The following is a 15418-nucleotide window of genomic DNA, read 5'->3' as shown; positions in this document are numbered from 1 at the left end:
CCGCGCCCAGTCCGGCTGACTGGGCGCGGCCTGCCGCACAGCTGGTATCATCGTCCGCTAATCTTCATACGGATCGATTCATGCCCATTCGCGAAATCCGCATCGCCACCCGTAAAAGTGCCCTTGCCCTGTGGCAGGCCGAGTACGTCAAGGCTCGACTGGAGCAGGCCCATCCCGGTCTTCAGGTCAGTCTGGTCCCGATGGTCAGTCGCGGCGACAAGCTGCTCGATTCGCCATTGTCGAAGATCGGCGGCAAGGGGCTGTTCGTCAAAGAACTGGAAACTGCCTTGCTCGAAGGCACGGCAGACATCGCTGTGCATTCGATGAAAGACGTGCCGATGGACTTTCCCAAAGGGCTGGGTCTGTACTGCATCTGCGAACGGGAAGACCCTCGCGATGCCTTCGTTTCCAATGCCTGGGACAGCCTGGAAGCGTTGCCGCCCGGCAGTGTCGTCGGCACTTCCAGCCTGCGTCGTCAAACCCAACTGCTGGCGCGCCGCCCCGACTTGCAGATCCGCTTCCTGCGGGGCAACGTCAATACCCGGTTGGCCAAACTCGATGCCGGTGAATACGATGCGATCATCCTCGCCGCCGCCGGCCTGATCCGCTTAGGCTTCGAAAATCGCATCACCACCAGCATCAGCGTCGAGGATAGCCTGCCTGCAGGCGGCCAGGGCGCGGTCGGTATCGAATGCAGGACGGACGACAGCGAGATCCATGCGCTGCTGGGGCCGTTGCATCATCGCGATACCGAATTCCGCGTCAGCGCCGAGCGTGCCCTGAACAAGCACCTCAACGGTGGCTGCCAGGTGCCCATCGCCTGCTATGCGGTGCTCGAAGGCGAACAGATCTGGCTTCGCGGCCTGGTGGGCGATCCAGCCGGGCAGCGTTTGCTGCATGCCCAGGCACGGGCACCACTGGCCGATGCGCAACAGCTGGGCGTACAGGTGGCCGAGGCGTTGCTGGAGCAGGGCGCCGACGACATCCTGCGTGCGGTGTACGGCGAGGCAGGTCATCCTTGAACCCTTGGCGAGTGTTGCTGACACGGCCCACCGACGAGTGCGCGCAGCAAACTCAGGCGCTGCGCGAAGAGGGTGTGTTCGCAGCAAGCTTGCCGCTTCTGGCAATCGAGCCTCTGCCGTCGAGTGATAGCCAGCGGCAAATGCTGGCCAACCTTGGTCAATACGACGCAGTGATCGTGGTCAGCAAACCCGCCGCGCGCCTGGCACTGCAGCAAGCACCTGCCAGCCTTGGCCAGACTGCCTGGTTCAGCGTCGGCGCTGGCACGGCAGCCATTCTCGAAGAGCGCGGGCTGCACGTGACGTATCCTGAAACAGGAGACGATAGCGAAGCCCTGCTGAATCTGGCCCAATTGCGCACCGCCTTGATCAGCCCTCATCCAAGTGTGCTGATCATTCGTGGCGAGGGTGGACGCGAGGCGCTGGCCGAACACTTGCGCGACCAAGGCGCAGCGGTGGAGTATCTGCAACTGTATCGACGCAGCATTCCGGTCTACCCGCCGGGTACGCTGGCGACCCGTATCGAATCGGAACGCTTGAACGCCGTGGTGGTCAGCAGTGGGCAGGGTTTTCAACACTTGCACCAGTTGGCAGGTGAGCAGTGGCCGGCGATCCGCGCCCTGCCACTGTTTGTGCCCAGCCCGCGGGTGGCGGCGCTGGCGCGTGACGCTGGCGCTTTGAATGTTGTGGATTGCCGAGGTGCCAGCACTTCGGCGTTGCTGGCGGCGCTGCACACGCAGACCGCACCCAGATCGTAAGGCGCGACCGCCAGCCTGGCGGGCGCGCCCCAATGCAAAGGATGGACACGTGAGCGAAACAGCCTTGCCCAAAGACGAGACGCAGAGCGCCCCGAAGGCGCCTTTCGAACAGCCAGCCGCCGTGCCGCCTCAGCGCTCGGCCAATGGCAATGGCTTGGCGATCATCGCGCTGCTGCTGGCCGCCGCTGGCCTCGCTGCCGCAGGGTGGGGCGTGTGGCAGGTGCGCACGCTCACGGCCGGTCATCAGCAGCAGTCGCGAGTGATCGAAGGGCTCGCCACGCAGACGCTGACCCTGGAGCACAACGAACGGCAACTCAGCGCCGACCTGGCGCAGTTGCCTGATGCCAACGAACTGGAAGATCGCCGCCGTCTGGTCGCGCAGTTGCAGGGCGACCAGCAGCGTCTGAGCCAACGCCTGGAAACCGTGCTGGGTGCCAGCCGCAAGGACTGGCGCCTGGCCGAGGCCGAGCATCTGCTGCGCCTGGCCAGCCTGCGTCTGTCTGCGCTGCAGGATGTCACCAGCGCCAAGGCACTGGTGCAGGGTGCCGATGAAATCCTGCGCGAGCAGGATGACCCACAAGCCTTCGCCGCCCGCGAACAATTGACCCGTAGCCTGGCGTCGCTGCAAGGCACAACCCAGCCCGACCGCACCGGCTTGTTCCTGCAGTTGAGCGCACTGCGCGAGCAGGCAACGCAGTTGACGGCCCTGGCCCCGGAATTTCAGGCAGCCGCCGACGCCGCGCAAGGCACTTCGCCTGAAGGCGAGACCCGCTGGCGTCAGTGGTGGAACAAGATTTCCGGGTTCTTCCGCGTCGACTTCAACCCCGATGACAGCATCCGTCCGTTGCTGGCCGGGCAAAGCCTGAACCAGGTTCGCCTGGCCCTGAGCCTTGCACTGGAACAGGCGCAATGGGCCGCGCTCAACGGTCAGGGCAAGGTCTATACGCAAGCGCTGGATGACGCACGCAGCATTCTCATCGCAGGGTTCAACCGCGAAAACGGCCCCACCCAAGCCATGATCGAACAGCTGACCGCACTCAAGAGCCAGCCGGTGTCGGTCACCACACCTGATCTGGATGCCAGCCTCAATGCCATCCAGGCCTACCTGCAACGCCGCCATACGCCGGTCGAAGGCCTGCAGAAATCGACCGAAGCCACGCCAGGCGCTGCGGAGAGCCAGCCATGAAACGGTTCTACGTGATCCTGTTTCTGGTGATCGCCGCCATGGTCGGGCTCGGCTTGGCCGTGGCCAAGCACCCAGGCTACGTGCTGATCGACTACCCCCATGTGATGCGCTACGAATCCGGCCTGTGGACCACGTTGCTGGCCTTGCTGGTGCTGGTGCTGCTGGTATTCATCATCTATCTGCTGATCAGCGTGGTGGTTACCTCCGGCCGCGTGGTCAATCCATGGTCGGGCCGCAACCGCAGTCGCCGCGTGCAGGCTGCCATCGAAAAGGGCCAGTTGGACCTGGCCGAAGGACGCTGGGCCAGCGCTCAGAAGCACCTGCAGCACGCTGCCGAACACGAACGTCAGCCCCTGCTGTATTACCTGGGCGCAGCCCGCGCAGCCAACGAGCTGGGCCGCTACGAAGACAGCGACAGCCTGCTCGAACAGGCCCTGGCACGTCAGCCACAAGCCGAATTGGCGATTGCCTTGAGCCATGCCCAACTGCAGAGCGATCGCGGCGACAGCGACGGCTCCCTGCAAACCCTGCAGGCCATGCACGAGCGTCATCCGCGCAATGTGCAGGTGTTGCGTCAATTGCAACGCGTGCATCAGCAACGTGGAGACTGGGCTGCCGTGGTGAAGCTACTGCCACAACTGCGCAAGGACAAAGCCTTGCCAGCGGCCGAGCTGGCCGAACTGGAACGGCGTGCCTGGGGCGAGAACCTCAGCGTGGCCGCGCATGTATCGGCACCGGATCAAGGTCAGGGCGAAGCGGGCCTGGCTGCACTCGAGCGCGCATGGCAGGCACTGAGTTCGGCGCAGCGTCAGGAGCCTGCATTGGTCCTTGCCTATGCCGAGCAGTTGCGGCAGGTAGGCGCGCAGACCCAGGCCGAAGAAGTCCTGCGTACCGCGCAGAAGCGTCAATACGACACGCACCTGGCTCGCCTGTACGGCCTGGTCATCGGCAACGATCCGGCGCGCCAGTTGCAGACCGCCGAAGGTTGGCTCAAGCAACACACCGATGACGCCGGGCTGTTGCTGACACTCGGCCGCCTGTGTCTGCAGAACCGTCTGTGGGGCAAGGCACGCGATTACCTGGAAAGCAGCCTGCGTCTGCAGCGCAGCCCGGAAACCTGTGCGGAGCTGGCCCGCCTACTAGCCCAGCTCGGCGATACCGAGCGCAGCAACCTGCTGTTCCAGGAAGGTCTCGGGCTGCTCGACGAGCGCCTGTTGGCCGCGCCGCTGCCGACCACGGTTCGCCCGCTCTGAAGCCCGTTTCGGCCTGAGTGCTCAGGCTGATGCGCTCCTGTTCCACCACTTGATCGTGGAACAGGGGCGAGGCCCGCAAATCCGGCATTCGTTCCGGTATTGCCACGATTAAACACTTGTATGAACTTTATCCGATGCGTACCTTGATGCCACTGGCGCACGGGCATAATCTCCCCCTGCACGTACATCGACATTCGCCATCACAGACGGCGAATCGGTCCGAGCCCTGCTTCCTGTGATACAGGAGTGCGACGCCGGGCATGACCCACAAGGGAAGCACTCATCATGTTGGAAAGCTGCAAGAATGCCCAGGAACGCTGGGGCGGAGTTCACCTGCTGATCGATCGCTGGCTGCAGGAACGCAACGAGCTGATCAAGGCCTTCGATGCACTGGGCGACACACCTCAGGCGCTGGTCGAGGATCGCAAGAGGCTTCAGGATTTCTGCGGTTTGCTGGTCGACTACACCTCGGCAGGCCATTTCGAGATCTACGAGCAACTGACCGACGAAGCCAAGGCATTCAACGACAAGCGTGGTCTGGAGCTGGCCGATACGATCTGGCCACGCATCGACGAGATCACCCAGAAAGCCCTCGACTTCAACGACTACTGCGACAAGGGCGACTGCTCCGATGCCGCCGTCATCCTGGAAAAGCTCAAGGAGCTGGGGCGCTTGCTGCACGAACGCTTCGAGCTCGAAGATTGCCTGATCGAAGTGCTGCACAACGCCCACAAGGAAGAATCCGTCGCTCAGGCGTGATGGGCGTCAGACGCGGCCCTATGGGGCCGTGGCCAACAGTTGGATATCAAAAGTGAGTGGCGTGTAGGGGGGGATCAGATCCCCTGCGCCCTCGGCACCATAGGCGTGGGCAGAGGCAATCACCACGCGCCATTTCGCACCCGTAGGCATCTGCTGCAGTGCCGTACGCCAGCCTTCGATGACGCTGTTCAAGCGAAACCACTGCGGCTGTTTGCTTTGGTCGAACACGCTGCCGTCAGGCAACCTCCCCATGTATTGAACCTGCACGCGCTCATCGGCCGTGGCAGGGCTGCCTGCCCCAGGTTCGAGTACGGTTATCAGCACCCCGTCCGAGATCTCCCGCACACCAGCCTTGGCCCGCTCGCCGGCCATGAAGCGACGCTCGGCCGCCTGCGCCTTTTCCGTGTCCGGGCCGGTGTCAGCCTTGTCCGCCTGCGCCTGGTATTGAGCCAGTAGCTGGCCCATGCGCTCATCGCTCAAGGCCAGCGGCTCCTGCCGGTAGGCTTGCTGCAAGCCCTTGACCAAGGCGTCCAGTTGAAGGCCGGGGGCGTCCTGACGCAGGCGTTCGCCCAAGCTGGCACCCACACTGTAGGCCAGGTCGTGGCCATCATCCGGTGTACCCTGCGCGGCGTGCGCTTGCGACCACACCAGCGACAACGGCACCAGGGACAACGACAGCAGCAGGCGAGACAACATGGGGGTTCTCCAGAACAAGACAGACCGAGCATCGAGCGATTATGCCACCGAGTGCGCAACGGGGGCTGGCAGGTACGGTCAACATGTTCTGGCGGCTCTACGGTCTCAGGTCTAGTATGAGCCTCAACCCATCGGCCCGGAGGTAACCTATGTCGGCTAACAAGAAGCCTGTAAACACCCCGCTGCATTTGCTGCAACAGCTGTCCGGCAGTTTGCTCGAGCACCTTGAAAGTGCATGTTCCCAAGCCTTGGCCGATGCTGAAAAACTGCTCGCCAAGCTCGAGAAGCAACGCGGCAAGGCTCAGGAAAAACTGCACAAGTCGCGCACCAAAGTGCAGGACGCCGCTGCCGCCGGCAAGAAAAAGAAACAGGCCAAGGCGCATGATTCGGTGAGCGAACTCGAGGAGCTGCTCGACGATCTCAAGGAACGCCAGGCCGAAACCCGCGCCTACATCGTCGAGCTCAAGCGCGATGCCCAGGAGAGCCTGAAGCTGGCAGCCGGCGTGGGTCGTGTGCGCGAAGCGGCCAGCAAGGCCATCGAAACCCGTTCGACCAAGCCCAAGGTGACCACGGCATCCGTCACTCAGCCTGCCAGCTCGGCGGCCAAGCCCGCTGCTCGTACCCCAGCCAAAACCAGTCCGACAGCTTCGACCGCGCGTGCCGCAGCCAAGCCGGCAGCGAGCAAGACCACCCGAGCCGCTGCCGCCGCCACTGCAAGCAAACCGGCTGTTTCGCGCAGCGCCACGCGCAAGGCCCTCGCCGCGCCAGGCGCAGCGGTCAAGCCCGAAGCGAAGGCGCCTGCCAAGCCTGCCGCCCGGCCTGCAAGGAAGCCTGCCGCCGCCAAGTCGCTGGCGGCAGCCGTTCATACGAGCGCAACCGAGTCAGATGCTCAAGCCGTGGCCGGTCAGCCAGACAAAGGTGGCGCGTCGTCCAGCGAGGCCTGAGTGTCGCGGGCTGCCACGCTCAGTGTCCGCAATGCATCGCTGACGCCTGCAGCCGGCGCCGGTAGCAGGGCGGGCAGCCAAGTCATGTTGGACTGTTCCGCGGCAAGGAGCCACGGAGCGGCTTGGCGGTGCAGGCGCTGCAGCAACTGGCGCTCGGTATTGAGTTCCAGCGCCTTGATCGATTCACGCAGCGGCATCAGCTCGGGATCATGCATGGCCTTTGCGCGCCACTGCTGGCGAAGCTCGCGCAGTGGTCGCACGACCTCATCGTGCCAGGGCGTGGCGATCGCCTGCAGCAGCATCACACGCTCATGCGAACAGGCCACGCCTCTGGCACCCAGCCAGGCGCCGCACAGCAGCAGGCACACATTGGCGCCTTCTGCCTGCAACTGCAGGCAGGCGGCCTCGATGCCCGGTCGGGCATAGAGCTTCAAGGCAAACTCCCACAATTCATCGTGCATCGTGCTACTCGCGCCAGTGGGCAAGGAAGCTGGTAGACTTCGCCGCCATTATGATCCGACTTCAGAACCTCACTTTACAGCGTGGCCCGCAGCGTCTGCTAGAAGATGCCGAGCTGACTCTGCACGCCGGTCAGAAAGCCGGTCTCATCGGTGCCAACGGTGCCGGCAAATCCAGCCTGTTCGCCCTGTTGCGCGGCGAGCTTGCGCCCGACTCGGGCGATTGCTACCTGCCTGCCGACTGGCGTATCGCCCATATGCGCCAAGAAGTCGATACCCTCGAACGCATTGCGGTCGACTATGTGCTCGACGGCGATGTACGTCTGCGCGAAGTGCAGCATGCCCTGGCCGACGCCGAAGCTCGACAGGATGGCGCCGCCCAGGCTCGTTTGCATGCCGAGCTCGACAGCGCCGATGGCTATACCGCCGATGCTCGCGCCCGCAAGCTGCTGGCCGGGCTGGGCTTCAGCAACGAGCAGATGGACCGTCAGGTCGGTGATTTTTCCGGTGGCTGGCGGATGCGTCTGAGCCTGGCGCAGGCCTTGATGTGTCCCTCCGACCTGCTGCTGCTCGATGAGCCGACCAACCACCTGGACCTCGATGCCATCCTGTGGCTCGAAGACTGGCTGAAAGGCTATCCCGGTACCTTGCTGTTGATCTCCCACGACCGCGACTTCCTCGACGAAGTGGTCGATCATGTGGCGCACGTCGAACAACAGAAGCTGACCCTGTATCGCGGCGGCTACAGCGCCTTCGAACGCGCTCGCGCCGAACGCCTGGCGCAGCAGCAGCAAGCCTACGAGAAGCAGCAGGCGCAGCGGGCGCACATGGAGAAGTACATCGCCCGTTTCAAGGCTCAGGCCACTAAGGCGCGCCAGGCTCAGAGCCGGATCAAGGCCCTGGAGCGCATGGAGGAGCTGTCGGCGGCGCACGTCGACTCGCCCTTCGATTTCGTCTTCCGCGAGTCGGTGAAGATTTCCAGCCCGTTGCTCGACCTCTCCGAAGGTCGCCTCGGCTATGGCGACAAGGCTGTGTTGGAGAAGGTCAAGCTGCAACTGGCACCCGGTGCGCGCATTGGTTTGCTGGGCCCCAACGGCGCCGGCAAGTCGACCCTCATCAAGAACCTCGCCGGTGAGCTGACGCCCATCGGCGGGCGCCTGGTGCGTGGCGAGAATCTGGTGGTGGGCTATTTCGCCCAGCACCAGCTTGATTCTCTGGACAGCAAGGCCAGCCCGTTGCTGCATCTGCAACGCCTGGCGCCTACCGAGCGGGAACAGGTGCTGCGCGATTTCCTCGGCGGCTTCGATTTCCGCGGTGCGCGCATCGACGAGCCAGTGCTGAATTTCTCCGGCGGTGAAAAAGCGCGCCTGGCGCTGGCCTTGATCGCCTGGGAGCGGCCCAACCTGTTGCTGCTCGATGAACCGACCAACCACCTGGACCTGGAGATGCGCCTGGCCCTGACCATGGCCTTGCAGGAATTCAGTGGCGCGGTACTGGTGGTGTCCCACGACCGGCACTTGCTCAAGAGCACCACGGACGACTTCCTGCTGGTGGCCGATGGCAAGGTCGAGCCCTTCGATGGCGATCTGGACGACTACGCGCGCTGGCTGGTGGATTATCGTCAACGCCATGCCCCGGCCAGCAACACCCCGGTCAATCCCGACAAGACCGACAAGAAAGCCCAGCGCCAGGCTGCCGCTGCCTTGCGTCAGCAGTTGGCCCCGCACAAACGCCAGGCCGACAAGCTGGAGCGCGATCTGGGTGAGGTGCACGAGAAGCTGGCGAAGATAGAAGCGGCCTTGTCCGACAGCGCGCTCTACGAAGCCGCGCGCAAGGATGAATTGCGCGATCAGCTTGCCCAGCAGGCCAAGCTCAAGGTTCGCGAGAGCGAGCTGGAGGAGCAGTGGATGGAAGCGCTGGAGCTGCTCGAAGACATGCAGGCACAACTCGAGGCATTGGGCTGACGCTGCGGCGCGATGCCGGGCCGCCGTCACAGGCCCATAGCCAAATTCGCTGCGCCGCTTTACCTTAGGCTGTCCCTATTCAAGCGTCGAGGTCCGTATGTTGCTGGAAACCTGGTTGGCCTTTTTTGCTGCGTGCTGGATCATCAGCCTTTCACCGGGTGCCGGGGCCATTGCGTCAATGTCCAGCGGCCTGCAGCACGGTTTCCTGCGCGGTTACTGGAATACAATTGGCCTGCAGTTGGGGCTGCTCCTGCAGATCGTGATCATCGCCGCGGGCGTCGGGGCCGTGCTGGCAGCGTCCGCCACGGCGTTCCAGGCCATCAAGTGGTTTGGTGTGCTGTATCTGCTCTATCTGGCCGTCAAGCAGTGGCGTGCACTGCCCGCCGACATCAGTGAAGAAACCCAGCAAAAGCCGACAGGCAAAGCTTCCAGTCTGGTTCTTCGAGGCTTTCTGGTGAACGTCGGCAACCCCAAGGCACTGGTGTTCATGCTTGCGGTACTACCACAGTTCATCAATCCGCATGCGCCACTGCTGGCCCAATACCTGACCATTGCAGCGACCATGATAACCGTGGACCTGATCGTCATGGCCGGCTACACGGGGCTTGCGGCCAAGGTCTTGCGCCTGTTGCGCACGCCCCGTCAGCAGCGGCGCATGAACCGTACCTTCGCGGGACTGTTCGTGGCCGCTGCGACGTTGCTCGCGACCTTGCGCCGAGTGCCTGCCTGAACCCGATCTGTGCGGTGGCTGCACAGATCGTGTTGCGGTTTCAGTCTGGGAGCAGGGCAGTGCCAACCCTAGACTGGGCGCTCACTTCTGACAGGATACCGCCCATGTTCGCTTTCCCCCGCCGTTTGCTGTGTGCCGGTCTGCTTGCCGCAGGCGTCGGCTCTGCTGGCGCAAGCACCGAGACTCCTAACCAACCGACCATTCGGGCAATGTTCGGTGCGGCGCCCGTGCAGCACCTTCCTGCCGGCAAGACGGCGCTGCTGGTAATCGATTTCCAGAACGAGTACTTCACCGGCAAGATGCCGATTCCCGACGGTGCCACCGCTCTGGCCAATACCCAGGAATTGATTGGCTACGCCGATCGCCACAAGATCCCAGTGTTCCACGTGCAACACGTTGCACCTGCGGGGTCGGCACTGTTCGCCGAGGGTGGTGAAACAGTGAAGTTTCACCCACGCCTGCAGCCCCGTGCCACTGATCAGGTGTTGCGCAAGAATACGGTCAGCGTTTTCGCCAGTACCGATCTGGACACTCAGCTCAAGGCTCGTGGCATCGATACTGTCCTGGTCGCTGGCCTGATGACTCATGCATGTGTGGCAGGCGCTGCCCGCGACGCGGTGCCGCTGGGCTATAACGTGGTGGTAGCGTCCGATGCGTCGGCGACCCGCAGCATTACCCGTTTCAACGGCCAGAGCGTTGATGACAAGGCACTGCACGCAGCCGCGCTGGTGGAAATCGAAGACACCTTCGGCGATGTGCTGAGCACCGCGCAGATCCAGGCGTTACCTGTACGTTGAGCCCTGAATGAATCAACTGCTCGCAATGCGCATCTTCCGTTGCCTGGTGGAAACACGCAGTTTCACCGGCGCAGCGGAGCGCCTGGAGACCACTCATTCGACGGTATCCCGGCAATTGCAGCAGTTGGAGAGCGAGCTGGGTGCGCGGCTGCTCAACCGGACGTCACGGCAGCTGAGCCTTACGGATGCGGGCAAACGCTACTACACGGCCTGTGTCGATATCCTGCAGCGGGTCGATGCCGCAGCCGAGGAGGCGCGCGTACACAAGCAGCCCTCCGGTCGCTTGCGTATCAGCGTTCCGCTGGTGTTGGGAACACTGGAACTGCCGTTCTGGTTACCGGCTTTTCAGGAGCGTTTCCCGGATATCCAGCTGGACATGTCGTGCTCGGATCCCTTGGTGGATCTGGTGGCCGACGGTTTCGACGTTGCCCTGCGCATCAGTGGCTCGCCGTTGTCCGACAGCACCATGGTCGCGCGCTTGCTGACCGTGTCACCCATGGTGCTGGTCGCTTCGCCGGCCTACCTGTATCGCCGTGGATTGCCTCGAGGCGTGGACGATCTGCTGGCGCACAGTTTGTTGGCCTATGCCGATGAAGCACACTGGCAACTGCACATGGGTGAGCAGACGGTGCAAAGTGTGGACGCCGGACGGCAACTGCGCAGCGACAGCATTGCCGCGTTGCACACGGCCGCTGTCGCGGGCTTGGGGATTGCCGCCTTCACCCTGGCAACCGTTGCGCGCGATCTGCGCGCCGGGCGCCTGGTGCGGGTATTACCAGAGGTGACGCTGGGAGCGCGTAGCTACTACGCGCTCTACCCTAGCGCCGCGCATCTGCCAGCCAAGGTCCGCGCCTTTGTCGATTTCATGGCCGATCACTACCATGCGGACCCAGACCCCTAGACCTGCCTGTACAGCAGCACTCAGGCCTGGGTGAGCTCGATCACCCGATCCACCAGTTTATTGATACCGGCAGCGGCTTCGCTGATGGTCTTTGCGCTCATGTAGGCGGGCGTGCTGACCAGCTTGCGCGCGGTGTCCTCGACGATCTCGGTCACTTCGCATTCCTGGTGAGTGCCGCCCATCTTCTCGATGGCCTGCGCGGTATCGGCATCGGTGCCGATGGTGCAGGTCACGCCGGGTCCGTAGATCTTGGCGGCCAGTGCCGGCGAGATGCAGATCAGGCCAACCGGCTTGCGTGCTTCGGCGAAGGCTTCGGCCAGTGCCTGCACCTGCAGGTTCACCGAACAGGCGGCGCCGTCGCTGGCGAAGGAAGACAGGTTCTTTGCCGCGCCGAAACCGCCGGGGACGATCAAGGCATCGAAGTCGTCAGCATTGGCCAGGGCGATGTCCTTCACCTCGCCACGGGCGATCCGCGCCGATTCCACCAGCACGTTGCGTGATTCGGGCATTTCCTCGCCACTGAGGTGGTTGACCACGTGCTTCTGGGCAACGTCGGGAGCGAAGCACTGCACTTCGCAGCCACGTTGGTCCAGGCGCAGCAGGGTGATCACGCTTTCCTGAATTTCGCTGCCGTCATAGACGCCACAGCCGGAAAGGATCACCGCGATTTTCTTGGTCATGTCGAACTCCGATTCTGTCCGCTGTTTCAGTAGCATGGATCCCGATCGGCGTCGCGTGTTCAGTTCGAGTCGGCGATCAGGGCTGTTCGTCGCTGGGCGCTGGCGTGACTGCAGGGGGTTGCAGGCGAGCCTGGCGGGCGATGCGGGCCGCTTTGATGCGGCGGCGTATCCACAGCAAGGCGCCGATCAGTACCAGCGCACCCAGCACCCACAGCTCGTATTTCTTCACGTTGCCCAGCATGTGTTCCAGGAACGAGCCGAAATGATAGGCCGCCAATCCCAGTGCGGTGGCCCACACCGCCGCGCCAATGCCGTTGAGCAGCAAATAGCGTCGCGGGGGATAGCCCGACAGGCCGATGGCCACCGGCATGACGGTGCGCAGGCCATAGACGAAGCGAAAGCTGAGGACCCAGATGTCCGGATGCCGGCGGATATGCTCCAGCGCACGGTCGCCTAGCAGCTGCCAGCGGGGTTTGCGCGCCAACAGCTTGCGGCCATGCTTGCGGCCCATGAAATACCAGAGCTGGTCGCCTGCGTAGCTGCCGAAGAAGGCCACGACCACAACCATGTTGATATCCATGTAGCCACGGAACGCCAGGAATCCGGCCAGGACCAGAATGGTCTCGCCTTCGAAGAACGTGCCGAGGAACAGGGCGAAATAGCCAAAATCGTTCAGGAATTGTTGGAGCATTTTATCGATGCTGGCGAAGTGAATGCGCAGCCTAACCCTTCAGGGACATACATGAAAGTGTCCAAATGTGTCTTGTCGTGAACAATGCTTGTCAACCTGAGATCGTAGACAGCATGTGTATGCGGCCAGGCCTGTCATGCGAACGTCATAATCGATGCTTATAACTGTCGCGCCCCCCTTCCAAGCGTGCAGGCGCCAATGGCATCCTGACGCATTACGCGATCCGTGCCGCTCAATTGCAGAGGGCAGTTACGCCCCCGGGAACGCCAGATGAACAACGAAGCCCAGACGCAAGTCGCTCTCACTCAAGACCAGCCGGTGGTCGAAACACCGGTAGAAGCGCCGTTGGTCATAGAAGCCATCGTCGAACCCGCGCACCCGAGCGAGGCCCTTGCGCCGGCGCCGCACATCGTCGTGCCGGGGTTGGACGACAGCAGTCTGTACATCCATCGCGAGCTGTCGCAGTTGCAATTCAATATCCGTGTGCTGGAGCAGGCACTGGATGAATCCTATCCGCTGCTCGAGCGGCTCAAGTTTCTGCTGATCTTCTCCAGCAACCTCGACGAGTTCTTCGAGATCCGCGTGGCGGGCCTGAAGAAGCAGATCACCTTCGCCCGTGAACAGGCCGGGGCCGATGGTCTGCAGCCTCATCAGGCGCTGGCGCGAATCAGCGAACTGGTGCATGGGCACGTCGATCGCCAGTACGCGATCCTCAACGACATCCTGTTGCCGGAGCTGGAGAAGCACCAGGTTCGCTTCATTCGCCGCCGGCACTGGACGACCAAGCTCAAGACTTGGGTGCGTCGTTATTTCCGCGATGAAATCGCCCCGATCATCACGCCGATCGGGCTGGATCCCACACACCCGTTCCCGCTGTTGGTGAACAAGAGTCTGAACTTCATCGTCGAGCTCGAAGGCATCGACGCCTTCGGCCGTGATTCGGGCTTGGCGATCATACCGGCGCCGCGCTTGTTGCCACGGGTGATCAAGGTGCCCGAGGACGTCGGTGGACCCGGCGACAACTTCGTCTTCCTGTCCTCGATGATCCATGCCCACGCCGATGACCTGTTCCAGGGCATGAAGGTAAAGGGCTGCTACCAGTTCCGCCTGACCCGTAACGCCGACCTGTCCGTCGACACCGAAGACGTCGAAGACCTGGCGCGTGCCCTGCGCGGCGAGTTGTTCTCGCGGCGCTACGGTGATGCGGTACGCCTGGAAGTGGCCGACACCTGCCCCAAGCATCTGTCCGACTACCTGCTCAAGCAGTTCAACCTGTCCGAGACCGAGCTCTATCAGGTCAACGGCCCGGTCAACCTGACGCGTCTGTTCAGCATCACCGGTCTGGACAGCCACCCAGAACTGCAATACCTGCCGTTCACGCCACAGATTCCGAAATTGCTGCAGAACAGCGAGAACATCTTCAGCGTGGTCAGCAAGCAGGACATCCTCCTGTTGCACCCGTTCGAGTCGTTCACGCCGGTGGTCGATCTGCTGCGCCAGGCCGCCAAGGATCCCCATGTGTTGGCCGTGCGGCAGACGCTGTACCGCAGCGGTGCCAACTCCGAGATCGTCGATGCGCTGGTGGATGCCGCGCGCAACGGCAAGGAGGTGACCGCAGTCGTCGAATTGCGCGCGCGCTTCGATGAAGAATCCAACCTGCAGCTGGCCAGCCGCCTGCAGGCTGCCGGCGCGGTGGTCATCTATGGCGTGGTGGGGTTCAAGACCCACGCCAAGATGATGCTCATCCTGCGCCGCGAAGGCGGTGAAATCGTGCGTTATGCGCATCTGGGTACCGGTAACTACCACGCCGGCAACGCCAAGCTGTACACCGACTACAGCCTGCTGACCTCGGACGATGCACTGTGCGAAGACGTCGGCAAACTGTTCAGCCAGTTGATCGGCATGGGCAAGACGCTGCGCATGAAGAAGCTGCTGCATGCACCCTTCACACTGAAGAAGGGCATGCTCGACATGATCGCGCGCGAAACCCAGTACGCGCTTGATGGCAAGCCGGCGCACATCATCGCCAAGTTCAACTCGCTGACCGATCCGAAGATCATCCGCGCCCTGTACAAGGCCAGCCAGTCCGGCGTGCGCATCGATCTGGTGGTGCGCGGCATGTGCTGCCTGCGGCCGGGCATTCCCGGGGTGTCGCACAATATCCATGTGCGCTCGATCATCGGGCGCTTCCTGGAGCACACGCGGGTGTTCTACTTCCTCAACGGTGGCGAGGAGCAGATGTTCCTGTCCAGCGCCGACTGGATGGAGCGCAACCTCGACAAGCGTGTGGAGACCTGTTTCCCGGTCGAAGGCAAGAAGCTGATCATGCGGGTCAAGAAGGAGCTGGAGAGCTACCTGACCGACAACACCCATTCATGGATCCTGCAGGCCGACGGGCGCTACGTGCGCAACACGCCGACCGGAAACCAGAACGCCCGCAGTGCACAGGACACCCTGCTGGAACGTCTGAGCAACCCGATCCTGCCGGTGCGCTAGCAGACATCACGATCGGCGGCGCCCCTTTCGCGGGCAGAGACCCGCTCCCACAGGGATCGCATTCCAATGTGGGAGCGGGTCTCTGC

General features: G+C 62.9%; 15 protein-coding genes. 11 read left to right on the top strand and 4 right to left on the bottom strand.

The window, feature by feature from the left end:
* Positions 1–80: 80 nt before the first annotated feature.
* From hemC to rsd, 5 genes are all read left to right on the top strand, one after another.
* Entirely contained in the window at positions 81–1022 is a 942-nt protein-coding gene (gene hemC / locus QMX89_RS21440) for a hydroxymethylbilane synthase (RefSeq protein ID WP_282349787.1), read from the top strand.
* On the top strand, positions 1019–1777 hold the full coding sequence (locus tag QMX89_RS21435; RefSeq protein WP_282349786.1) for a uroporphyrinogen-III synthase: 759 nt from the start codon (positions 1019–1021) through the stop codon (positions 1775–1777). Before hemC ends, QMX89_RS21435 begins: the two co-directional genes overlap by 4 nt.
* A gap of 49 nt (positions 1778–1826) precedes the next feature.
* Positions 1827–2963: a uroporphyrinogen-III C-methyltransferase gene (locus QMX89_RS21430; RefSeq protein WP_282349785.1), complete on the top strand. Its 1137-nt coding sequence runs from the start codon at positions 1827–1829 to the stop codon at positions 2961–2963.
* The gene (locus tag QMX89_RS21425; protein ID WP_049860313.1) at positions 2960–4216 is read left to right on the top strand and encodes a heme biosynthesis HemY N-terminal domain-containing protein; all 1257 of its coding nucleotides are present in this window, start codon (positions 2960–2962) and stop codon (positions 4214–4216) included. Before QMX89_RS21430 ends, QMX89_RS21425 begins: the two co-directional genes overlap by 4 nt.
* 285 nt (positions 4217–4501) lie before the next feature.
* Positions 4502–4975: a sigma D regulator gene (gene rsd / locus QMX89_RS21420; RefSeq protein WP_122742980.1), complete on the top strand. Its 474-nt coding sequence runs from the start codon at positions 4502–4504 to the stop codon at positions 4973–4975.
* Positions 4976–4993: 18 nt separating this feature from the next.
* Here rsd and QMX89_RS21415 read toward each other — a convergent pair whose 3' ends face one another.
* Entirely contained in the window at positions 4994–5671 is a 678-nt protein-coding gene (locus QMX89_RS21415) for an FKBP-type peptidyl-prolyl cis-trans isomerase (protein ID WP_049860311.1), read from the bottom strand.
* A gap of 149 nt (positions 5672–5820) precedes the next feature.
* Here QMX89_RS21415 and QMX89_RS21410 point away from each other — a divergent pair, with 149 nt between their 5' ends.
* Complete coding sequence (locus tag QMX89_RS21410; RefSeq protein WP_282349782.1) at positions 5821–6615, top strand: AlgP family protein; 795 nt, start codon at positions 5821–5823, stop codon at positions 6613–6615.
* Here QMX89_RS21410 and QMX89_RS21405 read toward each other — a convergent pair.
* Entirely contained in the window at positions 6576–7076 is a 501-nt protein-coding gene (locus QMX89_RS21405) for a TIGR02444 family protein (protein ID WP_282349781.1), read from the bottom strand. The two genes, QMX89_RS21410 and QMX89_RS21405, sit on opposite strands and share 40 nt — an antisense overlap.
* Before the next feature lie 50 nt (positions 7077–7126).
* Here QMX89_RS21405 and QMX89_RS21400 point away from each other — a divergent pair, with 50 nt between their 5' ends.
* From QMX89_RS21400 to QMX89_RS21385, 4 genes are all read left to right on the top strand, one after another.
* A complete protein-coding gene (locus QMX89_RS21400) occupies positions 7127–9037 on the top strand; it encodes an ATP-binding cassette domain-containing protein (protein ID WP_282349780.1) in 1911 nt (636 codons plus the stop codon).
* A 97-nt stretch (positions 9038–9134) separates the two neighbouring features.
* Entirely contained in the window at positions 9135–9767 is a 633-nt protein-coding gene (locus QMX89_RS21395) for a LysE family transporter (protein WP_282349779.1), read from the top strand.
* Positions 9768–9871: 104 nt separating this feature from the next.
* Positions 9872–10564, top strand: coding sequence for a cysteine hydrolase family protein (locus tag QMX89_RS21390; protein ID WP_282349778.1), 693 nt, complete (start codon positions 9872–9874; stop codon positions 10562–10564).
* A 7-nt stretch (positions 10565–10571) separates the two neighbouring features.
* The gene (locus QMX89_RS21385) at positions 10572–11465 is read left to right on the top strand and encodes a LysR family transcriptional regulator (protein ID WP_282349777.1); all 894 of its coding nucleotides are present in this window, start codon (positions 10572–10574) and stop codon (positions 11463–11465) included.
* A gap of 20 nt (positions 11466–11485) precedes the next feature.
* Here the strand turns inward: QMX89_RS21385 and elbB are convergent, their stop codons facing one another.
* Positions 11486–12145 (bottom strand): isoprenoid biosynthesis glyoxalase ElbB, encoded by a 660-nt coding sequence (gene elbB / locus QMX89_RS21380; RefSeq protein ID WP_282349776.1) that lies wholly within the window; start codon positions 12143–12145, stop codon positions 11486–11488.
* A gap of 76 nt (positions 12146–12221) precedes the next feature.
* Positions 12222–12836 (bottom strand): DedA family protein, encoded by a 615-nt coding sequence (locus tag QMX89_RS21375; RefSeq protein WP_049860303.1) that lies wholly within the window; start codon positions 12834–12836, stop codon positions 12222–12224.
* A 270-nt stretch (positions 12837–13106) separates the two neighbouring features.
* Here QMX89_RS21375 and ppk1 point away from each other — a divergent pair, with 270 nt between their 5' ends.
* Positions 13107–15332 (top strand): polyphosphate kinase 1, encoded by a 2226-nt coding sequence (gene ppk1 / locus QMX89_RS21370; protein ID WP_049860302.1) that lies wholly within the window; start codon positions 13107–13109, stop codon positions 15330–15332.
* Positions 15333–15418 lie beyond the last annotated feature (86 nt).

Origin of the sequence: Pseudomonas sp. PS01301 (assembly GCF_029960215.1) — a bacterium.
Classification (GTDB): Bacteria; Pseudomonadota; Gammaproteobacteria; order Pseudomonadales; family Pseudomonadaceae; genus Aquipseudomonas; species Aquipseudomonas coleopterorum.
Note: the sequence above shows the minus strand (reverse complement) of the source record. Positions and strands in the feature narration are given on the sequence as shown.

What these genes read in the sequence shown, in the direction of transcription:
- hemC (WP_282349787.1), top strand. Translation starts at nt 81, where the DNA reads ATGCCCATTCGCGAAATCCGCATCGCCACCCGTAAAAGTGCCCTTGCC.
- QMX89_RS21425 (WP_049860313.1), top strand. Translation starts at nt 2,960, where the DNA reads ATGAAACGGTTCTACGTGATCCTGTTTCTGGTGATCGCCGCCATGGTC.
- rsd (WP_122742980.1), top strand. Translation starts at nt 4,502, where the DNA reads ATGTTGGAAAGCTGCAAGAATGCCCAGGAACGCTGGGGCGGAGTTCAC.
- QMX89_RS21415 (WP_049860311.1), bottom strand. Translation starts at nt 5,671, where the DNA reads ATGTTGTCTCGCCTGCTGCTGTCGTTGTCCCTGGTGCCGTTGTCGCTG.
- QMX89_RS21410 (WP_282349782.1), top strand. Translation starts at nt 5,821, where the DNA reads ATGTCGGCTAACAAGAAGCCTGTAAACACCCCGCTGCATTTGCTGCAA.
- QMX89_RS21405 (WP_282349781.1), bottom strand. Translation starts at nt 7,076, where the DNA reads ATGCACGATGAATTGTGGGAGTTTGCCTTGAAGCTCTATGCCCGACCG.
- QMX89_RS21400 (WP_282349780.1), top strand. Translation starts at nt 7,127, where the DNA reads ATGATCCGACTTCAGAACCTCACTTTACAGCGTGGCCCGCAGCGTCTG.
- QMX89_RS21395 (WP_282349779.1), top strand. Translation starts at nt 9,135, where the DNA reads ATGTTGCTGGAAACCTGGTTGGCCTTTTTTGCTGCGTGCTGGATCATC.
- QMX89_RS21390 (WP_282349778.1), top strand. Translation starts at nt 9,872, where the DNA reads ATGTTCGCTTTCCCCCGCCGTTTGCTGTGTGCCGGTCTGCTTGCCGCA.
- QMX89_RS21385 (WP_282349777.1), top strand. Translation starts at nt 10,572, where the DNA reads ATGAATCAACTGCTCGCAATGCGCATCTTCCGTTGCCTGGTGGAAACA.
- elbB (WP_282349776.1), bottom strand. Translation starts at nt 12,145, where the DNA reads ATGACCAAGAAAATCGCGGTGATCCTTTCCGGCTGTGGCGTCTATGAC.
- QMX89_RS21375 (WP_049860303.1), bottom strand. Translation starts at nt 12,836, where the DNA reads ATGCTCCAACAATTCCTGAACGATTTTGGCTATTTCGCCCTGTTCCTC.
- ppk1 (WP_049860302.1), top strand. Translation starts at nt 13,107, where the DNA reads ATGAACAACGAAGCCCAGACGCAAGTCGCTCTCACTCAAGACCAGCCG.